Source organism: Streptococcus anginosus (assembly GCF_001697145.1).
GTDB lineage: Bacteria > Bacillota > Bacilli > Lactobacillales > Streptococcaceae > Streptococcus > Streptococcus hominis.
This window is the reverse complement of sequence record NZ_CP012719.1, coordinates 1,703,947-1,722,499: the sequence shown is the minus strand read 5'-3', so window position 1 is coordinate 1,722,499 and position 18,553 is coordinate 1,703,947. Positions and strand designations below refer to the sequence as shown.

Below are 18,553 nucleotides of genomic sequence, written 5' to 3'. Positions count from 1 at the left end.
AAAAAAGACCAGAGATTCTTGCGTTGAGAATTTCTGGCTTTTTGTTTTTGGTAAAATTCAATAGTATAGAGGATTTTTACCATGCATAATTTGGTTCAGTACAACTTACCATTGCATTTAGCAATTCTTCTGGACTCACAATTTTTAACCCTCCATAAACAGAATCTTGGACTAAATAAGATGGATCTAAATAATAGACATAAGCAACATCTGAACCATCTTCTGTTAAGACATATCCTACACCGATAACATTATGCTCTCCACTTTTGCCGGGATATATTTTGCTATTATTGAAAGTGTAGTACATTGGATAGCCGCCATTGATATTTTGAATCAGGCGTTTTTTGAATAATCTCATATCTTCTGAATCAGAATTAGGATTGGTTACAGTTGCTAAACGATATCCTGCTTGATTTCCTGATGGTACATCGTAGCCAAACAAATGGCGATTTAAAACTTTTATAGCATTGCTATTATGAGTTCCAAAAGTTTCATCTGTTCCCATTTCATTGGCTAGCTGGGCTTGGTCAACCTGAAGACCTTGACTTGCCAGTATCATAGATACGGTTGCTGGTGCGCAGTAATTCCACCGTCGTTGGACAATTGTAGAGATATTTAGTTGAACCTTTTCCCCTCCTACATGACTTTTTGGGTCGGTACTATCTATAGATTCAGAGGGGACTGTTTTATTAGTAGCTGAAGAATTGTTTTCTCCAGCAGTTGAGGTTTGAGAAGAACTTGTCTGGCTTGAACTAGAAGAATTTTGTTGAGAGGCAGAAAAATGAGAACGTTGTGTTTGCTTGGCTTTAACAGTATCTGATGGTTTTGCTGGTGCTGTGTTTCCATGAACACACGCAGTAATCACAATGAAGGCTAATAAGAAAACAATTGACGAGTATATGACTTTTTTCATAATTCTTCCCCCCTTATTTCTCAAAACTATAATGCCGTATTTCTAATTTTTGTGAATTCGTTTACATTTTTAGTGTACCATTTATGTTAAAGTTTTTCAATTTTTTCCGAGTTGTAAAAAATCTTATTCAGCCACCCAGAAAACTGCCTCCCTAACCAGAGTGCAAAAAAGAGATTACTGATGACAATGAGAATACCAATGAGACTGAAAAAGAGGAGTTCAACTGTGTTGACATGAAGTAAAGTGGTGGTTTTCCAAATGATAATACTGCTAACAGGTAAACACAGGATAGAGGTTGCAAGAGCTGGTATATAGCGCCTGATCCAGATAGCTTGCAGGATATGAACCACCAGATGAAGAGCAAAAGCGACGAATCCGCCCAGCCAGATGAGATAAAGTAGGCGAGTGTGGCAAATAAGAGCAAAGAACGAGACGAGGAGTACCACGACAAATTCCTCTGCCACAGCTAGCGCGAAGCCTTCTGTGGATAAGCCTTTGTGGGTATTTAGAATGAAAGCAGCTTTTTTCGCTAGCAGTTTTTCGTTTCGTTCTATCCACGGCATGAAGCCGATGATTTCTTCCAAATCATGAAAAATGAATAGTAGCGGAAACAACCAGATAGTATCTTTCATTGAATGTCTCCTTGTTATTTTTTCCGATATTGACTAGGAGTTATTTGGTAATACTTTTTAAACTGACGATTGAAGTTAGAGAGATTGTTAAAGCCAGACTGTGTAGCAATTTCTAGGACGGGCAAGGTAGAGTGTTGCAAGAGTTCAGCCGCTTTTCGCAAGCGAAATTGAATCACGTATTCCATGCAAGACACACCCAGATGTTTCTTAAAGAAATTCATAAAATGGGTATCGCTATAACCACAAATTTGAGCAAGCTGATCAATCGTGAGCTCCTCTTGATAATGACTTCCGATGTAGTCAATAATGGTACGGATTTTTTCTTCCTTGCGATAGCCTTCTAAAGATTGCTCTTTTGAAATCACATAGCCATTTTCAAATAAGAGAAAAAAGAGTTGGTTGAGCTGGGCTTTGAGCTGAAATTCAAAATACTCTGTACGATAATAGCCTGTTTTCATGGCATCAAGTAAACACTGCCGAATGTCTGCATAGGCTGGCTGATTGGGCTTGATGACACGAACAAAATCCAGCTGACCATTATAAAGTGGCTGCAAATATTCAATACTAGCTTGATCCATCGCAGAATAGCCCATTAAGTCTAAATGAAAGTTAATCGCATCCATATAGTGGCGTTGATTTTCAATCGGGTGAATGGAGTGAAGAGCATTGGGACGAATCAGGATAATATCACCTGCTTCACTATTAAAGTAATCATAATCAATGTGAAACTGCGCAGTTCCCTCATGAACATAAACCAGTTCAACATCCGTATGCCAATGAAAGAGAATGTCCGGCTGACCGTTTTTTGTAATAGTTCGTGTGAGAGAATAAGGAGTGCCTTGATTTTTGTAAACGATATCTTTGTGTAATGTTCCCAGATCCATAAGTGTTGCCTCTTTCGTAGAATAATACCAATTTATAAGAGAATTGTGTTAGAAAATACTCTTGTCTAAGATTATAATATAATTAAGTGAAAAATAAAAGAGGTAAAAGTCATGAGTAAATTTCCAGCAGATTTTCTTTGGGGCGGTGCAACAGCTGCCAATCAATACGAAGGAGCTTACAATGTGGACGGGAAAGGTCTTTCGATTCAAGATGTAACACCAAAAGGCGGCATGCCAGCTAAAGCAGGTGATCTCAATCCTTTGATTACAGATGAGCCAACAGCAGACAATCTCAAATTAGAAGGGATTGACTTTTATCATCGTTACAAAGAAGACATTGCCCTTTTTGCAGAAATGGGCTTCAAGGTCTATCGTACTTCCATTGCTTGGTCACGGATTTTCCCAAATGGTGATGAAACGGAGCCAAATGAAGCAGGTCTAAAGTTTTATGATGACCTCTTTGATGAATTGGCAAAATATGGCATTGAGCCTTTAGTGACTTTGTCGCACTATGAAACACCGCTATACTTGGCACGCAAATACAATGGTTGGGCAAATCGTGATTTGATTGGTTTTTATGAGCGCTATGTTCGCACTGTCTTTACTCGCTACAAAGACAAGGTGAACTATTGGTTGACCTTTAATGAAATCAACTCCGTTCTTCATGCGCCATTTATGAGTGGAGGGATTGCAACACCAGTAGAAGAATTGTCCAAGCAAGACCTTTATCAAGCAGTTCATCACGAACTAGTGGCATCAGCTCTTGCAACGAAGATTGGACATGAAATCAATCCAGACTTTAAGATTGGTTGTATGGTACTAGCCATGCCAGCCTATCCAATGACGCCAAAACCAGAGGACGTACTGGCTGCCCGTGAGTTTGAAAATCAAAACTATCTCTTTTCAGATATTCATGCGCGTGGTAAATATCCAGCATATATGAACCGTTTCTTCAAGGAAAATGGAATCGAGATTCAATTTGCGCCGGGTGATAAGAAATTGATGGCAGAACATACCGTGGACTTCATCTCCTTCTCTTATTATATGAGTGTGGTTCAAGCTCATGATCCAGAAAGTTATTCTTCTGGTCGTGGAAATGTTCTAGGTGGTCTGCAAAATCCTTATCTGGCAAGTTCTGAATGGGGTTGGCAAGTTGACCCAATTGGTCTGCGTCTGGTCCTCAATGCTTTCTATGACCGCTACCAGTTGCCACTCTTTATCGTAGAAAATGGTCTCGGTGCTAAAGATGTCTTGGTGGATGGCCCTAATGGTCCAACTGTTGAAGATGATTATCGTATTGATTATCTTAAACAACATTTGCAACAGGTCGGCGAAGCGATTGAAGATGGTGTTGAGCTCTGGGGCTATACCACTTGGGGCTGTATTGACCTCGTGTCTGCTTCAACAGCTCAGATGAGCAAGCGTTACGGATTTATCTATGTTGACCGAAACGACGATGGAACAGGGACTTTGGCTCGCTACAAGAAGAAATCATTTGACTGGTACAAAGAAGTTATTGCAACGAATGGAGGAAAACTCTATGAAGATTGAGCATGCAGCCCTTTATGTTCAAGATTTAGAAGGAGCGAAATGCTTCTTTGAAACCTATTTTGAAGCAAAAAGTAACCAGCTCTACCATAATCAGAAAACGGGTTTTCAATCTTACTTCCTCAGCTTTAACGAAGGGGCGAGATTGGAAATCATGACCCGAAAGGAAGGTTTAGCGGAGAACAACCAAGAACTTCTCTTTTTGGGCTACCATCATTTGGCTTTCAGTCTAGGAAGCAGAGAAAAGGTAGATGAATTGACAGCTAGACTCCAAGCAGACGGTTATCAACTTTTAAGCGGTCCACGTCTGACGGGTGATGGCTACTATGAAAGCTGCATTCTGGCTTTAGAAGGCAATCAGATTGAGTTGACCGTATAATTGATAAATTTGCTCCTTATAAATAGAGAGTGGGAAAAAATCAGTCATTCGAAGAATTTGATTTTTCAGCAAGTCCTAGTTTCTAGTTGCTGACCTAAAACAGTCCAGTGGACTGTTTTACTCCCACCTCCGCACAGTTGGTTAGGATAGCCGCTATCGCCGGTATAACAAGGGATAAGGCTATTCAACCAACCACTGCATCTTGCAAGCTAAACGATAAATGCATGAGGCTGAGATACTTTTTGCTCAGCCTCGTTTTTCATGTTAAACAGATGAACTGAAAGTTGTAACATAGACGTTATTAGAAAGAAAATGTGCAAGTGCAATTCTCTGTTATTTTTACCTTAAAAATTTCTCAATAGAGAAATCATTTTAATAGTATTCTTTTTCAGTGGTATTTATTGCTGGAAATCAAAAAGACAAACCTCAAAAAGAAGTTTGTCTCGCATTTTATAAGGGATCACTAAATAGTCACAAGAGCTGTTGTCGCGTACAACTTAATCCCAAAACTTTTTAGCGATTTCTTGACCTTGTTTGATTTTAGCCCATTGTTGTGGAATAGCTAGTTCATTACCTGAATCGCAGGAAGCAAAACCGCATTGATGTGACAGCAGGAGACGTTCCTTAGGAAGGATGGTGCTGGCTTGTTCTAATAAACGAAGCACACGTTCTTCATCATCAAGATCAGTTGTCTTACTGGAAAGGAGTCCAAGAACAACCTCAGCATCTTTATCTTTAAGAGAAGCAAGAGCCTTCAAGTCGCCAGATACATCACTGTCCCATTCCAAGAAAAAGCGGTCATAGTGTTGATCACGTAAGAATTTTTCCGCAATGGCTTCATAAGTTCCGCCTGAGGCAGAACGGCTTTCATAATTTCCGCGGCAGTTATGTGTCCAAACTTTGAGTCCTAATTGATGCCCGTAATCAGCTACCTCGTTATTGATCGCAATGAATTCATCAGCTAAATCAGCCAGCGCAGCATTACCGTCGGCAAAAAATGAAGCAGGATTTGATTCGTCAAAAAGTTCCCAAAGGCAATCATCAAACTGGATGATGGCCCCGCCAACTTCTTTATATTCTGTCAAGAATTCTTTGTAGGCCTTGATAAGACCGGCCTTTAATTCTTCATTTGTTTTGTAAACTTGATCATCGCCAGCCAGCCCGTCAAAGATAGCCAGTTCAGTATAAGCATGCGCAGGTCCCCAAATCGTTAATTTTGTTTGCGTATCACCAGCTTCTTCCTTGAGCAATTTGTAAATGTCTAAGAAATGATGATTCTTCCCTGAAAGAGGTTCTGTGATGCGGATACCGATGTCTTTGCGGGTCTCGTATTGTCCGCCGTCATGATCTTGGAAAGTGTAACCGTGGTCTGCAATATAGCGTTCAATACCTTTAAGACCCCAAACAAAGTCTAAATGCCACATGGACTTAGAATATTCACCATCTGTCAAAATATCAATACCATTTGCCTTTTCATCAGCAATGATCTTTTTAATCTCTGCTGTCTCCGTTTCAAGATAGCCGGGAAAACTGTCGTAAAATGGATAGTGAATATCATCACGATGTTCGATTTTATTTTTGTAGGCAAGTAGGTTGGCTGGGCGGAGTAAGGAGCCAACGAGCTGGAATTTTGATTGTGTCATGTCAAAAGCCTCTTTCTAAATTTCTTACTTTTTATTGTACACAAGCTAAGCACTTTTGAAAAATAGTTAATTTAGAGGAAGGGATATAGCTTAAAACTATATCTGAAAGACCAATCTTTGCTTGACTACAATTGTTTCCTCTTCACCCCTCTTTTTTGGTAAAATAAAAGAAAAAACTTTGTTTGCTATTTTGCTATTTTTTAAATGTGCTATAATCCTTTTGAATAGGATGTAAATATAGCCAATCCTGTCCTGCATTATCCAAGCGGAATTACAGAAATGGTAAAAGGATAGTTGTACGTCATGAAATAAATGAACGATGGGATTTGAATTTGAAATGAATGATTGTTAAAGGTGATAACATGACAATTAAGATGGTTGTGACCGATATGGACGGAACGCTCTTAGATGAAAAAGGGGAATTCGATCGAGGTCGGTTGAAAAATATATTGGATGAGCTGGACAAGCGGGAGATTCGGTTTGTAGTGGCAACGGGCAATGAAATTCACCGAATGCGCTTGCTATTTGGGGATTTGCTGGAGCGCGTGACCCTGATTGCTGCAAATGGTGCGCGGATTTTTGATAAAAACGAGGTACTGCTGGGTACATGTTGGTCTCAAGACTTAGTTGCACAAGTCTTGTCTTACTTTGAAGGGAGAGAACGTGATGTGCACCTCGTCGTCACAGCTGAAAATGGTGCCTTTGTCAAAACGGGGACGGTTTTCCCTATGATTGAAAAAGTCATGACAGCAGAAATGGCGCAAGAATTTTACCGAAAGATAAACTTTGTTGAAACATTGCGTCCAGACGATTTCCCACAAGTTCTGAAAATGAGCATGGTGGTAAACGAGCAAGTAGCAGTTCAGGCTACTCGACAGCTCAATCAGGATTTTGCAGACACATTAAACGCAGTCACAAGCGGCTATGGAGCGATTGACATTTTGCAAAAAGGAATCCATAAAGCTTGGGGGTTAGAGCAATTGATGCAAAAATGGGAAATTCAAGAGCAGGAAATCATGGCCTTTGGAGATAGTGAAAATGACATTGAAATGCTGCAATTAGCAGGGATTTCCTATGCTATGGAGAATGCAGATCCTAAAACCAAGGCAGTTGCCAATCACCTTGCACCAGCAAATACAGAGGCGGGTGTCCTGACAGTATTAGAGAGCTATTTGAGCAAAGGAGAGAGTTAATGGCTGTCCAATTATTAGATGAATGGCTTTTGAATGAGCAAGAGCAGGTCAGACAAAAGTACCAAGATTTGAATCGTATATCCCTTGAAGACCCTGATGTACTTTTTCTGGGAGATTCCATTGTTGAATATTTTCCATTGCATGAGTTATTAAAAACATCAAAAACACTAATAAACCGTGGAATTCGAGGGTATCGATCCGATTTGTTGCTAGAGCATTTAGAACCTCTTTTATTTGGGCAGGCAGTTGATAAGGTCTTTCTCCTTATCGGTACCAATGATATTGGCAAGGAAATCCCGCAGCAGGAAACAGTAAAAAATGTGGAAAGCATCATCCAAACGATTGCTAGGAATTATCCTCTTGCAGAAGTTTGTCTTTTATCTGTCCTACCAGTCAATGAAACTGCTACTTACAAAAAGCGCGTTCATCGGAGAAGTAATCAAAAAATTCAAGCCCTCAATCATGCTTATCAAGAGTTAGCTTCTGCTTATATGAATGTGACCTTTTTGAATATCTATGACAATCTGCTAGATGAAGCAGGACAATTAAAAGAATCATTTACCACCGACGGGCTGCATTTGACGGTCGCAGGCTATCAAGTGCTGGCAGAGCGAATAGCAGAACAGTTGTAATCTTTGAGTCAACTATAGATTGGCAATTTTGAACTCGTTTCAATAGATATAATACCAAAAAATTATTATTATCATAAAAATTTAATTTTATATATTTTAACTCATATGATATAATGAAAAATAATTATAAACTGTTGAAGGAATAGTATGAGTATATTATTAGCTACAAGATTAAAAAGTAAACGATTGGAATTAGGGTTATCCCAAAAAGAATTAGCCGAAGGGGTATGTGAGCAAGGTCAGATTAGTAGAATGGAAAAAGGCAAGTATATGCCTGGTTCGGATCTTTTATATTCATTATCGAAAAAAATGAATGTAACAATGAATTATTTTTTTGATGATAGTGTACTTGATGAGACATCTAAGTTGGTACAATTCAAAGAGCTGGTAGAATCCTTTCTAGTAAAGCGTGAGTATGATTCATTAAAATATTTATACAGTTTAGAAATTGATAAACAACATAGATTGCCACTATCAGACCAAAATTATCTTGAATGGATAGGGGCAATTGTTTCATTTCATTGTGATAATAAAAGAGAAGAGGCTATTAAAAAATTAGAACAAATGCTTGTGCGATTAAATAAAGATGAGTTAATGTACCTTCGTATCTCTAATACCTTGCTTAATTTCTTTTTAGAAGAAAAAAATAATGATGAATTTGAAAAATGTTATCAAGCAGTACTACCTAAACTTCAAAGTATTGACTTTACTCATATAATAGAGTTGAAAATTTATATTAAAATTAGATATAATTTTTGTCGCTATCTTTGGAAAAGCTCTCAGATTGAAAAGGGAATAGAGGAAACGCTTGATGTTATTGAAAAATGTAATGAATACAGTTGTAGTTATTTATTAGCAGATTTATACTGTATATTAGCAAATATTAGCGAGGATTTTTCTAGCCAAAGTATTGTAAAACACTATTTTACGCTTTCACAAGTATTATATAAACTAAGCGGTAATGAAAAAATGGCGTTGACGCTTGAAAAGTATCTTCGTGATAATTTTCAAAAAGTGTAAGTTAAAGATAAATTTTAGAAAACACGAATAATCTTATGTCCAGTTGATTATGGGGCTAATTTTATTCGTGTTTTATTTTTTGAACTGCTACCTTAAAACTAAGTGAATATATCCAAACATGTGAGATAATTATAGTCATAATTACAAAAAAAATAACTATTTTTATAAAAATCTATTGAAATAGTTTATTCAAAGGTATATAATGTGTACCTAGAAAGGAGATTTAATTCTGTGAAAAACATAAAAAATGTTATCAAAATTTTGTTGTTCCTATCAGGAATATGAGAACAAGGTAATTGTTACAAATAAATTACAAATATTTCTAAAATATGTTGATTTTTACAAAACAAAGTTGTATAATGATTTTGGAATTTAAGGATTCCTGAAAAAGAAGGGAAATACAATGAAAAATTCATATAAATTAGCAAGTGTAACCATGTTGTGCTCTATGCTCTTACTTGGTGCTTGTCATAAAAACGAAGTCAAAAGTGGGACAAATGGACATTCAGTAAAAACAACAAAAAGTAGTAGCTCTAAAAAGACAAAAGCTTCTCAAAATAACAAAACGTCTACTAATGATAATAAAACAACTGATAAAGAGCAAGACAATTCGGTTACAAATGCTCAATCATCAGAGATTAGTAATTCAAATAGCCAAAATAGTGCAAGTAGTCAGCAATCTTCGACTTCTTCAATTGTTCAATCTCAAGGAGGAGGTACTCAAGTGACCTCTGGAACTCTTGAACTGTACCAAGACACGCCAGTTTATGCTTCACCAGATAAATCAAGCGAAGTTGCTTATACTTATCCTAAAGGAAATGTTGATTGGGATCAGTATGTTTTTGAAAACGGTGAAAATTGGTATAGTTTTGTAGTTTCTAATGGAACAGAGTCTAAGCGTTACTACATAGCCTATTCAGATGTAAAACATTAAAGATATTGTTAACCTTTTTTCTTGGACAAGAGAAATATTACAAATAAATTACAAACATTTATAAAATGTGTTAATTTTTACAAAACAAAGTTGTATAATGATTTTGGAATTTAAGGATTCCTGCAGGCATAGCTGATCCTATTACAGGAAATGTCTCTAATACAGATCGTATTTTGATTGGGCAAGATGAAAATGCCAATGCACATACCTTTTATAGAAATTAAGATGATAAACATAAATTAGAAAGTAGGACAAGTGATGAAAAAAAGAATGTTTGATCACGAAGAACAACGTTTTTCCATTCGTAAATATTCGTGCGGTGCGGCTTCTGTTTTGATTGGATGTGTCCTCTTTATGGGCGGTCAAACCGTGTTAGCTGATGAACAAGCCACGACTGGAACAGTACCAGAAGCGGCTCAAGTTGGCACAGTAAATAAGACTCAAAACACAATTGAATCAACTGATGTGTCTTCTCAATCAGCAGCAACTCAAAAAGAAACTGCTGTAACAACAACTGCGCCAACTAGTTCTTCAGCGGATAAAGCTGTTTCTGTAGCTACAGAGACGACACCTTCTCAACCAACGACTGTTGATGCAGCGACACAGACAGAAGACGAAACAACAAATTCATCTGTTGATGCAACAACAGACACAGCTACCCCTTCAACAACTGCAAAAATTGAAAAGAGTCCTGTCGAAAAAGAAGCAGGAAAAGAAGAAATTGATGTTGCGAAATTGATGGATAAAACGCAAACAGCGCACGAAGCACGTCTGGCAGAATCCAAAGTAGCGCAAAGTGTACCTTCTTTACCAAGTCAGGGCTATTACACTTATACGAAACGTACGGAAGTGAAGAATGAACCAAAAGCAAGTGCAGCATTGCAATTTTATGTGAATGCGGGGGATCGCGTTTTTTACGACCAAGTTTTGATTGCAGATGGATACCAATGGCTAAGTTACCGCTCTTATAGTGGAGCTCGTCGCTATGCGGCTATTAACAAGCTGATTCAATCTGAACCTCAACAGCCAGCAAAGCAAACACCTTCTTCAACAGGAACTTTCCCTTCTAGAGGAAGATATATTTTCTCTGGAACGACAGAGGTTAAGAATGAAGCCAAATTGTCAGCTCCGACACAATTTACTTTTAATAGAGGCGATAGCGTTAACTATGATAAAGTGCTGGAAAATGATGGTTATCAATGGATTAGCTATATTTCTTATAGTGGAATGCGTCGTTATGCAGCTGTTACAAAGTTAGCTCAGCCAGCACCTCAAAGACCAGCTCAAAGTCAAGTGACAGGTACGATTCACATTGAAAATAAGACCTCGCAAGGCTTTGATGTGGTGGTGACGAATGTCAACTCGACCAAGGGTGTGAAGACGGTGAAGTTGCCTATTTGGTCTAGCCAAGGCGGTCAAGATGACATCATCTGGTACGATGCCACTAAACAAAATGACGGCACTTATAAATTGAGTGTGGACATTCGTCGTCATAAGAATAACTACGGTGACTATAATGTGCACATGTATTACGTTCAGTCAGACGGCAGCTTGCAAGGTGTGACGGGTACCACGACTAAGGTGGAAGAACCTAAATATAGTGTGACCGGCACGATTCACATTGAAAATAAGACTTCGCAAGGTTTTGATGTGGTAGTGACAGATGTTAGCTCCACCAAAGGCGTGAAGACAGTGAAGCTGCCTGTTTGGTCCAGTCAAGGCGGTCAAGATGACATCATCTGGTACGATGCAGCCAAGCAAATAGACGGCACCTACAAGTTGAGTGTGGATATTCGTCGCCATAAAAATAATCGAGGCGAATACAACATTCACATGTATTACGTTCAGTCAGATGGTAGCTTGCAAGGTGTAACGGGTACCACGACTAAGGTGGAAGAGCCAAAATATAGTGTGACTGGCACCATTAACATTCAAAATAAGACATCTCAAGGCTTTGATGTCCTGATTACAAATGCGTCAGACAGCAATGGAATTTCTAGAGTGAAAGTTCCTATCTGGACAGATAAGGATGGTCAAGACGATATTATTTGGTATGATGCCACTAAGCAAAGTGATGGAAATTATAAAGTTTCTGTCAATGTTGACAAGCACAAGGGGGAATATGGCGAATATAATATTCACCTTTACTACATTGAATCAAATGGCAAAGTAAGAGGTGTTAGCGGTACCAAGACAACCGTAGTGGCACCAAGTTCTGCAAGAGAATCCATTCCGTCTCAAGGAGTTTATACTTTTAAAAAGGAAGTTGAAGTCAAAAATAGTCCCACAATGACGGCTAAGACTGAATTTACCTTTGCAAGAGGAGAAAGAATTCGCTATGATAAGGTATTGGACGCAGATCATCATCAATGGATTAGTTATGTTAGCTACAGTGGTACACGTCGCTATATCCCAATTGCAACCTTAACAAATGAAGAAGCTCCCAAACCTGTTCAGGTGACTGGCACGATTCACATTGAAAACAAGACTTCGCAAGGTTTTGATGTGGTGGTGACGAATGTCAGCTCGACCAAGGGTGTGAAGACAGTAAAGCTGCCTGTTTGGTCCAGCCAAGGCGGTCAAGATGATGTGATCTGGTACGATGCTGCTAAGCAAAATGATGGCAGTTATAAGTTGAGTGTGGATATCCGCCGTCATAAAAATAATCGTGGTGAATATAACATACACATGTACTATGTTCAGTCGGACGGTAGTTTGCAGGGTGTAACGGGTACTACGACTAAGGTGGAAGGATCTCAAACGAGTGTAAAAGAAGTACAATATAATGGCTCTTACTACTTTGTCCAAGGAAAATATGACGAGATTGTAGTGGCAAATAAAAAACATCCGATGGCTGCTAACTACAATCCTGGTGAAAATCCAACTGCAAAAGCTGCCTTTCTTCGATTAAGAAATGATATGATTGCTCAAGGCTATAATGTTGGTTATGCTTACAGCGGATTTAGAAGTTATGATTATCAAAAGGTTCTGTATCAAAATTATGTGAACAAAGATGGTCAAGCTGCTGCGGATCGTTACTCTGCACGTCCGGGTTATAGTGAGCACCAAACAGGTCTTGTCTTTGATTTAACGGATAAAGCGGGCAATCTTTTAGAGGACGCTGCTGCAAGTAATTGGTTGAAGAACAATGCACATCGCTACGGTTTTGTAGTCCGTTACCAACCAGGGAAAGAAGCTTCGACAGGATACATGCCAGAAGCATGGCATATTCGTTACATCGGTAAGGAAGCTGATGAAGTTTACCATTCTGGTTTGAGTTTAGAGGAATATTATGGCTTTGAAGGTGGAGATTACGCTTCATCAGTAACCCCGTCAAAACCAACGACTCCGTCTCCCCAAACACCCTCTATCCCTGCTCAAGGTGTATATCGTTTTACAAAACGCTCCTCTATCAAAGCAGAAGCTAGAATGTCAGCTCCTGAATTGGCTTATTATGATGCCGGGCAATCGGTCACTTATGATAAGGTTTTGAATGCAGATGGTGCGACATGGATTTCTTACATTGCTTTTAGCGGAAAGAGACGGTATATTGCTGTTGCTTAATTCAAACTTTACAACATCTACGGTTGGGAATCCGTAGGTGTTTTTTTATATTTGAAAAGCATTGTTTATTATGTCACAAACTTAGATAAAGCATAAAAGGAAATGCTGTTGTGTATAAGCTTTTTGATATTTTCTGAGATTGTGAAAATCTGTGAGCAAATTTTTTGTAAACGAATTCAAAAAGTATTATGATATTACCGTAACTAAAAAACAGATTTTGAAATTGCAATTCCATTCTCTGAGATGGAGGATTATTATGTCTAATGTGAAAACAGTGCCCGCTGCTGTTGCTATGCTTCGTGTATTAGAAGCATGGGGTGTGGAAAATGTTTACGGTTACCCTGGTGGTTCTGTCAATTCAACTATGAATGCGCTGGATCTGGAAAAGGAAAACATTCACTTTGTTCAAGTTCGTCACGAACAAGTTGGAGCTCTTGCAGCTGCAGCTCATGCTAAATTGACTGGAAAAATAGGCGTAACTCTTGGATCTGCTGGCCCTGGTGCTGTCAATCTTTTAAATGGCTTGTACGATGCGCGGGAAGATCATGCTCCGGTTTTGGCTTTGGTTGGTCAAGTTCCTAGCACAAATATGAATTATGATTATTTCCAAGAGTTTTCTGAATTACCGATGTTTAGTGATGTTGCGGTTTACAACCGAGTGGTTATGACACCAGAAAGTCTCCCCTATGTTGTCGATAAAGCGATTCGTGAGGCTTATAAACATAATGGTGTAGCTGTTGTTATCATGCCAAATAATTTTGGTTATGTAGAAATTCCAGATGTAGATTATGCTTCTCATACAGCAGAAAAAAACTTACCGTTGCCACAAGCAACGGATGCCGAAGTGGATCAATTTCTTGAACTAGTAAAAGCAGCTAAGCGTCCTATTTTTCATGTAGGTTCTGGTATCGGGAACAATGCCCAGTTATTGATAGAACTGTCTCAAAAATTGCAAATTCCGATTGCTGTAGCGGGTCTGGCTAAGGGCAAAATTCCAGATGACTTTGAAGCCAACTTAGGAACATTGAATCGTGCTGCTTCTAAGGTTGGTGATGAAGCTTTTGCGGCGGCTGATCTGGTGATTGCTCTTGGGACAAACTTCCCATTTGCCAACTTAGTTTATCGTTCTCATGATTTTAAGTTTGTTTCTATTGATATTGATGCTGCTAATTTTGGTCGTCATCACTACTTGGATTTAGGAATTTTATCAGATTCTGGAAGTTTTCTGAAAAAAGCCTTGGAACGTAGTGAAGCGGTCGCTCCGCAACCATTTTATCAAGCAAGTGTGGCAGCCATGAAAGATTGGAAAGCTTATCTGGCACGTTTAATGCAAAAAGCAGACGGACCACTAGAGTTTGAACAAGTTTATCGCGAAATCAACCGCATTTCAGATGCCAATGCTGTCTATGGTATTGATGTTGGGGACAATATTATCAATAGCTTCCGCTTCTTAAACTTTACACCAGAGAAGAAATGGACCATCTCCGCTCTTTTTGCCACCATGGGTTATGGTGTACCAGCTTCTATCGCAGGTCAATTTGCTTTTCCGAATCGCCAAGTTTTCAATATTGCTGGAGATGGTGCATTCTCGATGGTGATGCAGGATCTGACGACCCAAGTCAAATACCAGTTGCCAATTATCAATATTATCACTTCTAACAATTCACTCAACTTTATCAAGTCTGAACAGGAAGATCTGGTCATGAACTTTTCAGGCGTAGATCTCTACGAAGTAGATTTTGCGAAAGTTGCAGAAGGAATGGGAGTAGAGGGAATAACAGTTAAAACTTTAGAGGAATTGCCAGCTGCATTTGACCGCGCACTTGAAGTTTCAAAATCTGGGAAGCCTGTTTTGATTGATGCTAAAATCACAGACAAACGTGGTATCCCTGTGGAAGAGTTGGAATTGGATATTGTTGATGGTGACTTTGTAGAAAAAATTTCTGCTGGTTATCAAGAAACACATGGTCAAATGAGTCCAGAAGAATTCTTTGCGGCTTATGATGGGCAAGAGCTGCGACCTATTACAGCTTATTTCAAAGAATATGGTGTCAAGCCATAACGTGAGCCACAGCTTATCTTAATTTTTACGACCTTTATAGTAGTTAGAGTGGGAAGGCATCCCCTCTAACTCTACTATAAATTGCAAAAGCTGTTTCACTTCATTAAATTGGTATAAATTTTATACGAATTCTTATTATTCTGATCTGTTAGATAGACTGATTGAGTTTTTTGCTTCGAGAGAATGAAAGCGCTTGCTTCAAAGGCTCGATTGAATTCTCTCTATGGATATGTGCATATAAGACAGGAGGAAATATGATGTCTTACCAAACTAGTAGTGCTGAAGGCCCAGTTGATTTCATTAACACTTATGATTTAGAGCCCATGGCTCAGAAGGTCATTCCCAAAGCTGCATTTGGCTATATTGCAAGTGGAGCCGAAGATACTTTTACTCTGCGGGAAAATATTCGTGCTTTTAACCATAAGCTAATTGTGCCTCATACACTTCGCAATGTGGAAAATCCAAGTACAGAGATTGAATTTGACGGGGATAAACTATCGTCTCCAATTATTCTAGCTCCGGTAGCGGCTCATAAGCTAGCGAATGTACAAGGAGAAGTGGCTTCAGCAAAAGGTGTGCATGAATTTGGCTCTCTTTATACCACCAGCTCTTATTCAACAGTCGATCTTCCAGAAATTTCGCAAGCTCTTCAAGGAACCCCCCATTGGTTCCAGTTCTACTTTAGTAAAGATGATGGCATTAACCGTCATATCATGGATCGAGTCAAAGCTGAAGGATATAAAGCAATTGTCCTGACAGCCGATGCAACTGTTGGAGGGAATCGTGAAGTGGATAAACGCAATGGCTTTGTTTTTCCAGTTGGCATGCCGATTGTAGAAGAATACCTTCCTGATGGTGCAGGCAAGACAATGGACTTTGTTTACAAATCAGCTAAGCAAAAATTATCCCCTCGTGATGTGGAATTTATCGCATCTTACTCAGACCTTCCTGTCTATGTCAAAGGTCCACAATGCCGTGAAGATGTAGAGCGCTCGCTTGATGCCGGTGCTTCTGGTATTTGGGTGACCAACCACGGTGGACGGCAAATTGACGGCGGTCCGGCAGCATTTGATTCATTGCAAGAAGTGGCTGAAACAGTTGACAAACGTGTACCAATTGTCTTTGACTCAGGTGTCCGTCGTGGTCAGCATGTCTTTAAGGCACTCGCTTCTGGGGCAGATTTAGTGGCTATTGGACGACCTGTGATTTATGGTCTAGCTCTTGGTGGTAGTGTGGGTGTCCGCCAAGTCTTTGAGCATATCAATGATGAATTAAAAACAGTGATGCAATTATCTGGTACCCAAACGATTGAAGAAGTAAAACACTTCAAACTTCGTCATAATCCTTATAATCCAACTTTCCCAGTAGACCCACGGGATTTGAAATTGTACTAAAATGGATAAATTATCATCCAACTCTCTTTGGCGTTTCAAAGGGAGTTTTGTTATGCTAAGCGATAGAGAAATGAAGTCAGATACCCGATTTTAATAACAATATTCAGTTCTAAATGACAAAAGTTAGCAAAAGTCGTTAATGCACTTGGAAAATAGAATAGTATCACTATTTGACAGTATTTTATAAGAAAACTTCTTCTTTGTTTGTTATAATATAAAGTGTAGAAAACGTTTTATATTATAAGGAGGAAGATATGACAGAAAAATTGACTTTTCCAGATGGATTTTTATGGGGCGGAGCGACCGCTGCCAACCAATGTGAAGGGGCCTATGATGTTGATGGTAGAGGTCTTGCAAATGTCGATGTGGTGCCGATTGGTGCGGATCGTTTCCCGATTATTGCTGGTAAGAAAAAGATGTTTGACTTTGAGGAAGGCTATTTCTATCCGGCAAAAGGGTCCATTGATATGTATCATCATTTTAAAGAAGATATTGCGCTTTTTGGCGAAATGGGCTTTAAAACTTATCGACTCTCTATCGCCTGGTCTCGGATTTTTCCAAAGGGAGACGAGTTGGAACCTAATGAGGCAGGCTTGAAATTTTACGAAGACCTCTTTAAGGAATGCCATAAGTATGGCATCGAGCCTTTGGTGACTATTACCCACTTTGACTGTCCTATGCACTTGATTGAGGAGTACGGGGGTTGGCGCAGTCGCAAAATGCTGGAATTTTATGAGCGTCTTTGCCGCACGCTCTTTACTCGTTACAAGGGTTTGGTCAAATACTGGCTGACCTTCAATGAAATCAATATGATTCTCCATGCACCGTTTATGGGAGCAGGACTTTACTTTGAAGAAGGGGAAAATGAAGAACAGGTCAAATACCAAGCAGCTCACCATGAATTGGTAGCCTCAGCTATTGCTACCAAGTTAGCCCATGAGATTGACCCTGAAAACAAGGTTGGCTGCATGCTGGCGGCTGGTCAGTATTATCCAAATACAGCCAATCCAGCAGATTACTGGGCAGCTTTGCAGGAAGATCGAGAAAGCTATTTCTTCATTGATGTCCAGTCCAGAGGAGAATATCCAAACTATGCTAAGAAAAAATGGGAGCGTCTGGGTATTGAAGTTGAAATGACAAAAGAAGACCTAGAATTGCTTAAGACCTATACGGTGGATTTCATTTCCTTCTCTTATTATTCCAGCCGGGTGGCTTCTGGTGATCCAAAGGTCAATGAAAAAACTGCCGGAAATATCTTTGCCTCGCTTAAGAATCCTTACCTAGAAGCTTCTGAGTGGGGCTGGCAGATTGACCCGCTGGGCTTGCGAATTACTCTTAACGTCATCTGGGATCGCTATCAAAAACCCATGTTTATCGTGGAAAACGGTCTGGGAGCAGTTGATACACCGGATGAAAATGGCTATGTCGAAGATGACTACCGCATTGACTACCTAGCTGCCCATATCAAGGCGATGCGTGATGCAATCAATGTAGACGGCGTAGAACTTCTAGGATACACCACTTGGGGCTGTATCGACCTAGTGTCAGCCGGTACTGGCGAGATGAAAAAACGTTATGGCTTCATCTATGTTGACCGTGACAACGATGGAAACGGCACACTCAAACGTTCCAAGAAGAAATCCTTTGACTGGTATAAAGAAGTCATTGCGACTAATGGGGCAAGTGTGAAATAGAGCAATTGGAGCGTGAGACAGAATTTAAAATCATTTTAATCGGCTCTCTTATTTCAAGAAT

At 39.3% G+C, this 18,553-nt stretch carries 14 protein-coding genes; 10 read left to right on the top strand and 4 right to left on the bottom strand.

Features of this window, described 5'->3' with window-relative positions; all coding sequences use genetic code 11:
* Positions 1-76 precede the first annotated feature (76 nt).
* From SanJ4206_RS08365 to SanJ4206_RS08355, 3 genes are all read right to left on the bottom strand, one after another.
* Positions 77-913 (bottom strand): C39 family peptidase, encoded by an 837-nt coding sequence (locus tag SanJ4206_RS08365; protein WP_003039356.1) that lies wholly within the window; start codon positions 911-913, stop codon positions 77-79.
* A gap of 86 nt (positions 914-999) precedes the next feature.
* Positions 1,000-1,545, bottom strand: a complete 546-nt coding sequence (locus tag SanJ4206_RS08360) for an HXXEE domain-containing protein (RefSeq protein WP_004224476.1) — start codon at positions 1,543-1,545, stop codon at positions 1,000-1,002.
* 14 nt (positions 1,546-1,559) lie between these two features.
* The gene (locus SanJ4206_RS08355) at positions 1,560-2,429 is read right to left on the bottom strand and encodes an AraC family transcriptional regulator (RefSeq protein WP_003039856.1); all 870 of its coding nucleotides are present in this window, start codon (positions 2,427-2,429) and stop codon (positions 1,560-1,562) included.
* Positions 2,430-2,540: 111 nt separating this feature from the next.
* Between SanJ4206_RS08355 and SanJ4206_RS08350 the strand changes: the two genes are divergently transcribed.
* A complete protein-coding gene (locus tag SanJ4206_RS08350; protein ID WP_004224481.1) occupies positions 2,541-3,980 on the top strand; it encodes a glycoside hydrolase family 1 protein in 1,440 nt (479 codons plus the stop codon).
* Positions 3,970-4,356: a VOC family protein gene (locus SanJ4206_RS08345; protein ID WP_004224484.1), complete on the top strand. Its 387-nt coding sequence runs from the start codon at positions 3,970-3,972 to the stop codon at positions 4,354-4,356. The genes SanJ4206_RS08350 and SanJ4206_RS08345 overlap by 11 nt, the downstream gene beginning before the upstream one ends.
* Positions 4,357-4,853: 497 nt before the next feature.
* Here the strand turns inward: SanJ4206_RS08345 and SanJ4206_RS08340 are convergent, their stop codons facing one another.
* On the bottom strand, positions 4,854-5,999 hold the full coding sequence (locus SanJ4206_RS08340) for a cobalamin-independent methionine synthase II family protein (protein ID WP_004224487.1): 1,146 nt from the start codon (positions 5,997-5,999) through the stop codon (positions 4,854-4,856).
* A gap of 362 nt (positions 6,000-6,361) precedes the next feature.
* On the opposite strand from SanJ4206_RS08340, the gene SanJ4206_RS08335 reads away from it, so the two are divergent.
* From SanJ4206_RS08335 to SanJ4206_RS08300, 8 genes are all read left to right on the top strand, one after another.
* On the top strand, positions 6,362-7,192 hold the full coding sequence (locus SanJ4206_RS08335; protein WP_022525332.1) for a Cof-type HAD-IIB family hydrolase: 831 nt from the start codon (positions 6,362-6,364) through the stop codon (positions 7,190-7,192).
* On the top strand, positions 7,192-7,824 hold the full coding sequence (locus tag SanJ4206_RS08330; RefSeq protein ID WP_004224494.1) for an SGNH/GDSL hydrolase family protein: 633 nt from the start codon (positions 7,192-7,194) through the stop codon (positions 7,822-7,824). Before SanJ4206_RS08335 ends, SanJ4206_RS08330 begins: the two co-directional genes overlap by 1 nt.
* Positions 7,825-7,971: 147 nt before the next feature.
* A complete protein-coding gene (locus SanJ4206_RS08325) occupies positions 7,972-8,844 on the top strand; it encodes a helix-turn-helix domain-containing protein (RefSeq protein WP_004224496.1) in 873 nt (290 codons plus the stop codon).
* Positions 8,845-9,247: 403 nt separating this feature from the next.
* Positions 9,248-9,778 (top strand): SH3 domain-containing protein, encoded by a 531-nt coding sequence (locus SanJ4206_RS08320; RefSeq protein ID WP_022525331.1) that lies wholly within the window; start codon positions 9,248-9,250, stop codon positions 9,776-9,778.
* Positions 9,779-10,036: 258 nt separating this feature from the next.
* The gene (gene ldcB / locus SanJ4206_RS08315; RefSeq protein WP_004224505.1) at positions 10,037-13,342 is read left to right on the top strand and encodes an LD-carboxypeptidase LdcB/DacB; all 3,306 of its coding nucleotides are present in this window, start codon (positions 10,037-10,039) and stop codon (positions 13,340-13,342) included.
* Positions 13,343-13,598: 256 nt separating this feature from the next.
* The gene (spxB, locus tag SanJ4206_RS08310; RefSeq protein ID WP_022525330.1) at positions 13,599-15,404 is read left to right on the top strand and encodes a pyruvate oxidase; all 1,806 of its coding nucleotides are present in this window, start codon (positions 13,599-13,601) and stop codon (positions 15,402-15,404) included.
* Between the two features lie 257 nt (positions 15,405-15,661).
* On the top strand, positions 15,662-16,798 hold the full coding sequence (lctO, locus tag SanJ4206_RS08305) for an L-lactate oxidase (RefSeq protein ID WP_003030539.1): 1,137 nt from the start codon (positions 15,662-15,664) through the stop codon (positions 16,796-16,798).
* A 254-nt stretch (positions 16,799-17,052) separates the two neighbouring features.
* Entirely contained in the window at positions 17,053-18,492 is a 1,440-nt protein-coding gene (locus tag SanJ4206_RS08300) for a 6-phospho-beta-glucosidase (RefSeq protein ID WP_004224514.1), read from the top strand.
* Positions 18,493-18,553 lie beyond the last annotated feature (61 nt).

Bases quoted from the DNA above. Each gene is read 5' to 3' on its own strand.
- SanJ4206_RS08325 (WP_004224496.1), top strand. From the start codon at position 7,972: ATGAGTATATTATTAGCTACAAGATTAAAAAGTAAACGATTGGAATTA.
- SanJ4206_RS08300 (WP_004224514.1), top strand. From the start codon at position 17,053: ATGACAGAAAAATTGACTTTTCCAGATGGATTTTTATGGGGCGGAGCG.
- spxB (WP_022525330.1), top strand. From the start codon at position 13,599: ATGTCTAATGTGAAAACAGTGCCCGCTGCTGTTGCTATGCTTCGTGTA.
- SanJ4206_RS08355 (WP_003039856.1), bottom strand. From the start codon at position 2,429: ATGGATCTGGGAACATTACACAAAGATATCGTTTACAAAAATCAAGGC.
- SanJ4206_RS08320 (WP_022525331.1), top strand. From the start codon at position 9,248: ATGAAAAATTCATATAAATTAGCAAGTGTAACCATGTTGTGCTCTATG.
- SanJ4206_RS08365 (WP_003039356.1), bottom strand. From the start codon at position 913: ATGAAAAAAGTCATATACTCGTCAATTGTTTTCTTATTAGCCTTCATT.
- SanJ4206_RS08330 (WP_004224494.1), top strand. From the start codon at position 7,192: ATGGCTGTCCAATTATTAGATGAATGGCTTTTGAATGAGCAAGAGCAG.
- SanJ4206_RS08360 (WP_004224476.1), bottom strand. From the start codon at position 1,545: ATGAAAGATACTATCTGGTTGTTTCCGCTACTATTCATTTTTCATGAT.
- SanJ4206_RS08340 (WP_004224487.1), bottom strand. From the start codon at position 5,999: ATGACACAATCAAAATTCCAGCTCGTTGGCTCCTTACTCCGCCCAGCC.
- SanJ4206_RS08350 (WP_004224481.1), top strand. From the start codon at position 2,541: ATGAGTAAATTTCCAGCAGATTTTCTTTGGGGCGGTGCAACAGCTGCC.
- ldcB (WP_004224505.1), top strand. From the start codon at position 10,037: ATGAAAAAAAGAATGTTTGATCACGAAGAACAACGTTTTTCCATTCGT.
- lctO (WP_003030539.1), top strand. From the start codon at position 15,662: ATGTCTTACCAAACTAGTAGTGCTGAAGGCCCAGTTGATTTCATTAAC.
- SanJ4206_RS08345 (WP_004224484.1), top strand. From the start codon at position 3,970: ATGAAGATTGAGCATGCAGCCCTTTATGTTCAAGATTTAGAAGGAGCG.
- SanJ4206_RS08335 (WP_022525332.1), top strand. From the start codon at position 6,362: ATGACAATTAAGATGGTTGTGACCGATATGGACGGAACGCTCTTAGAT.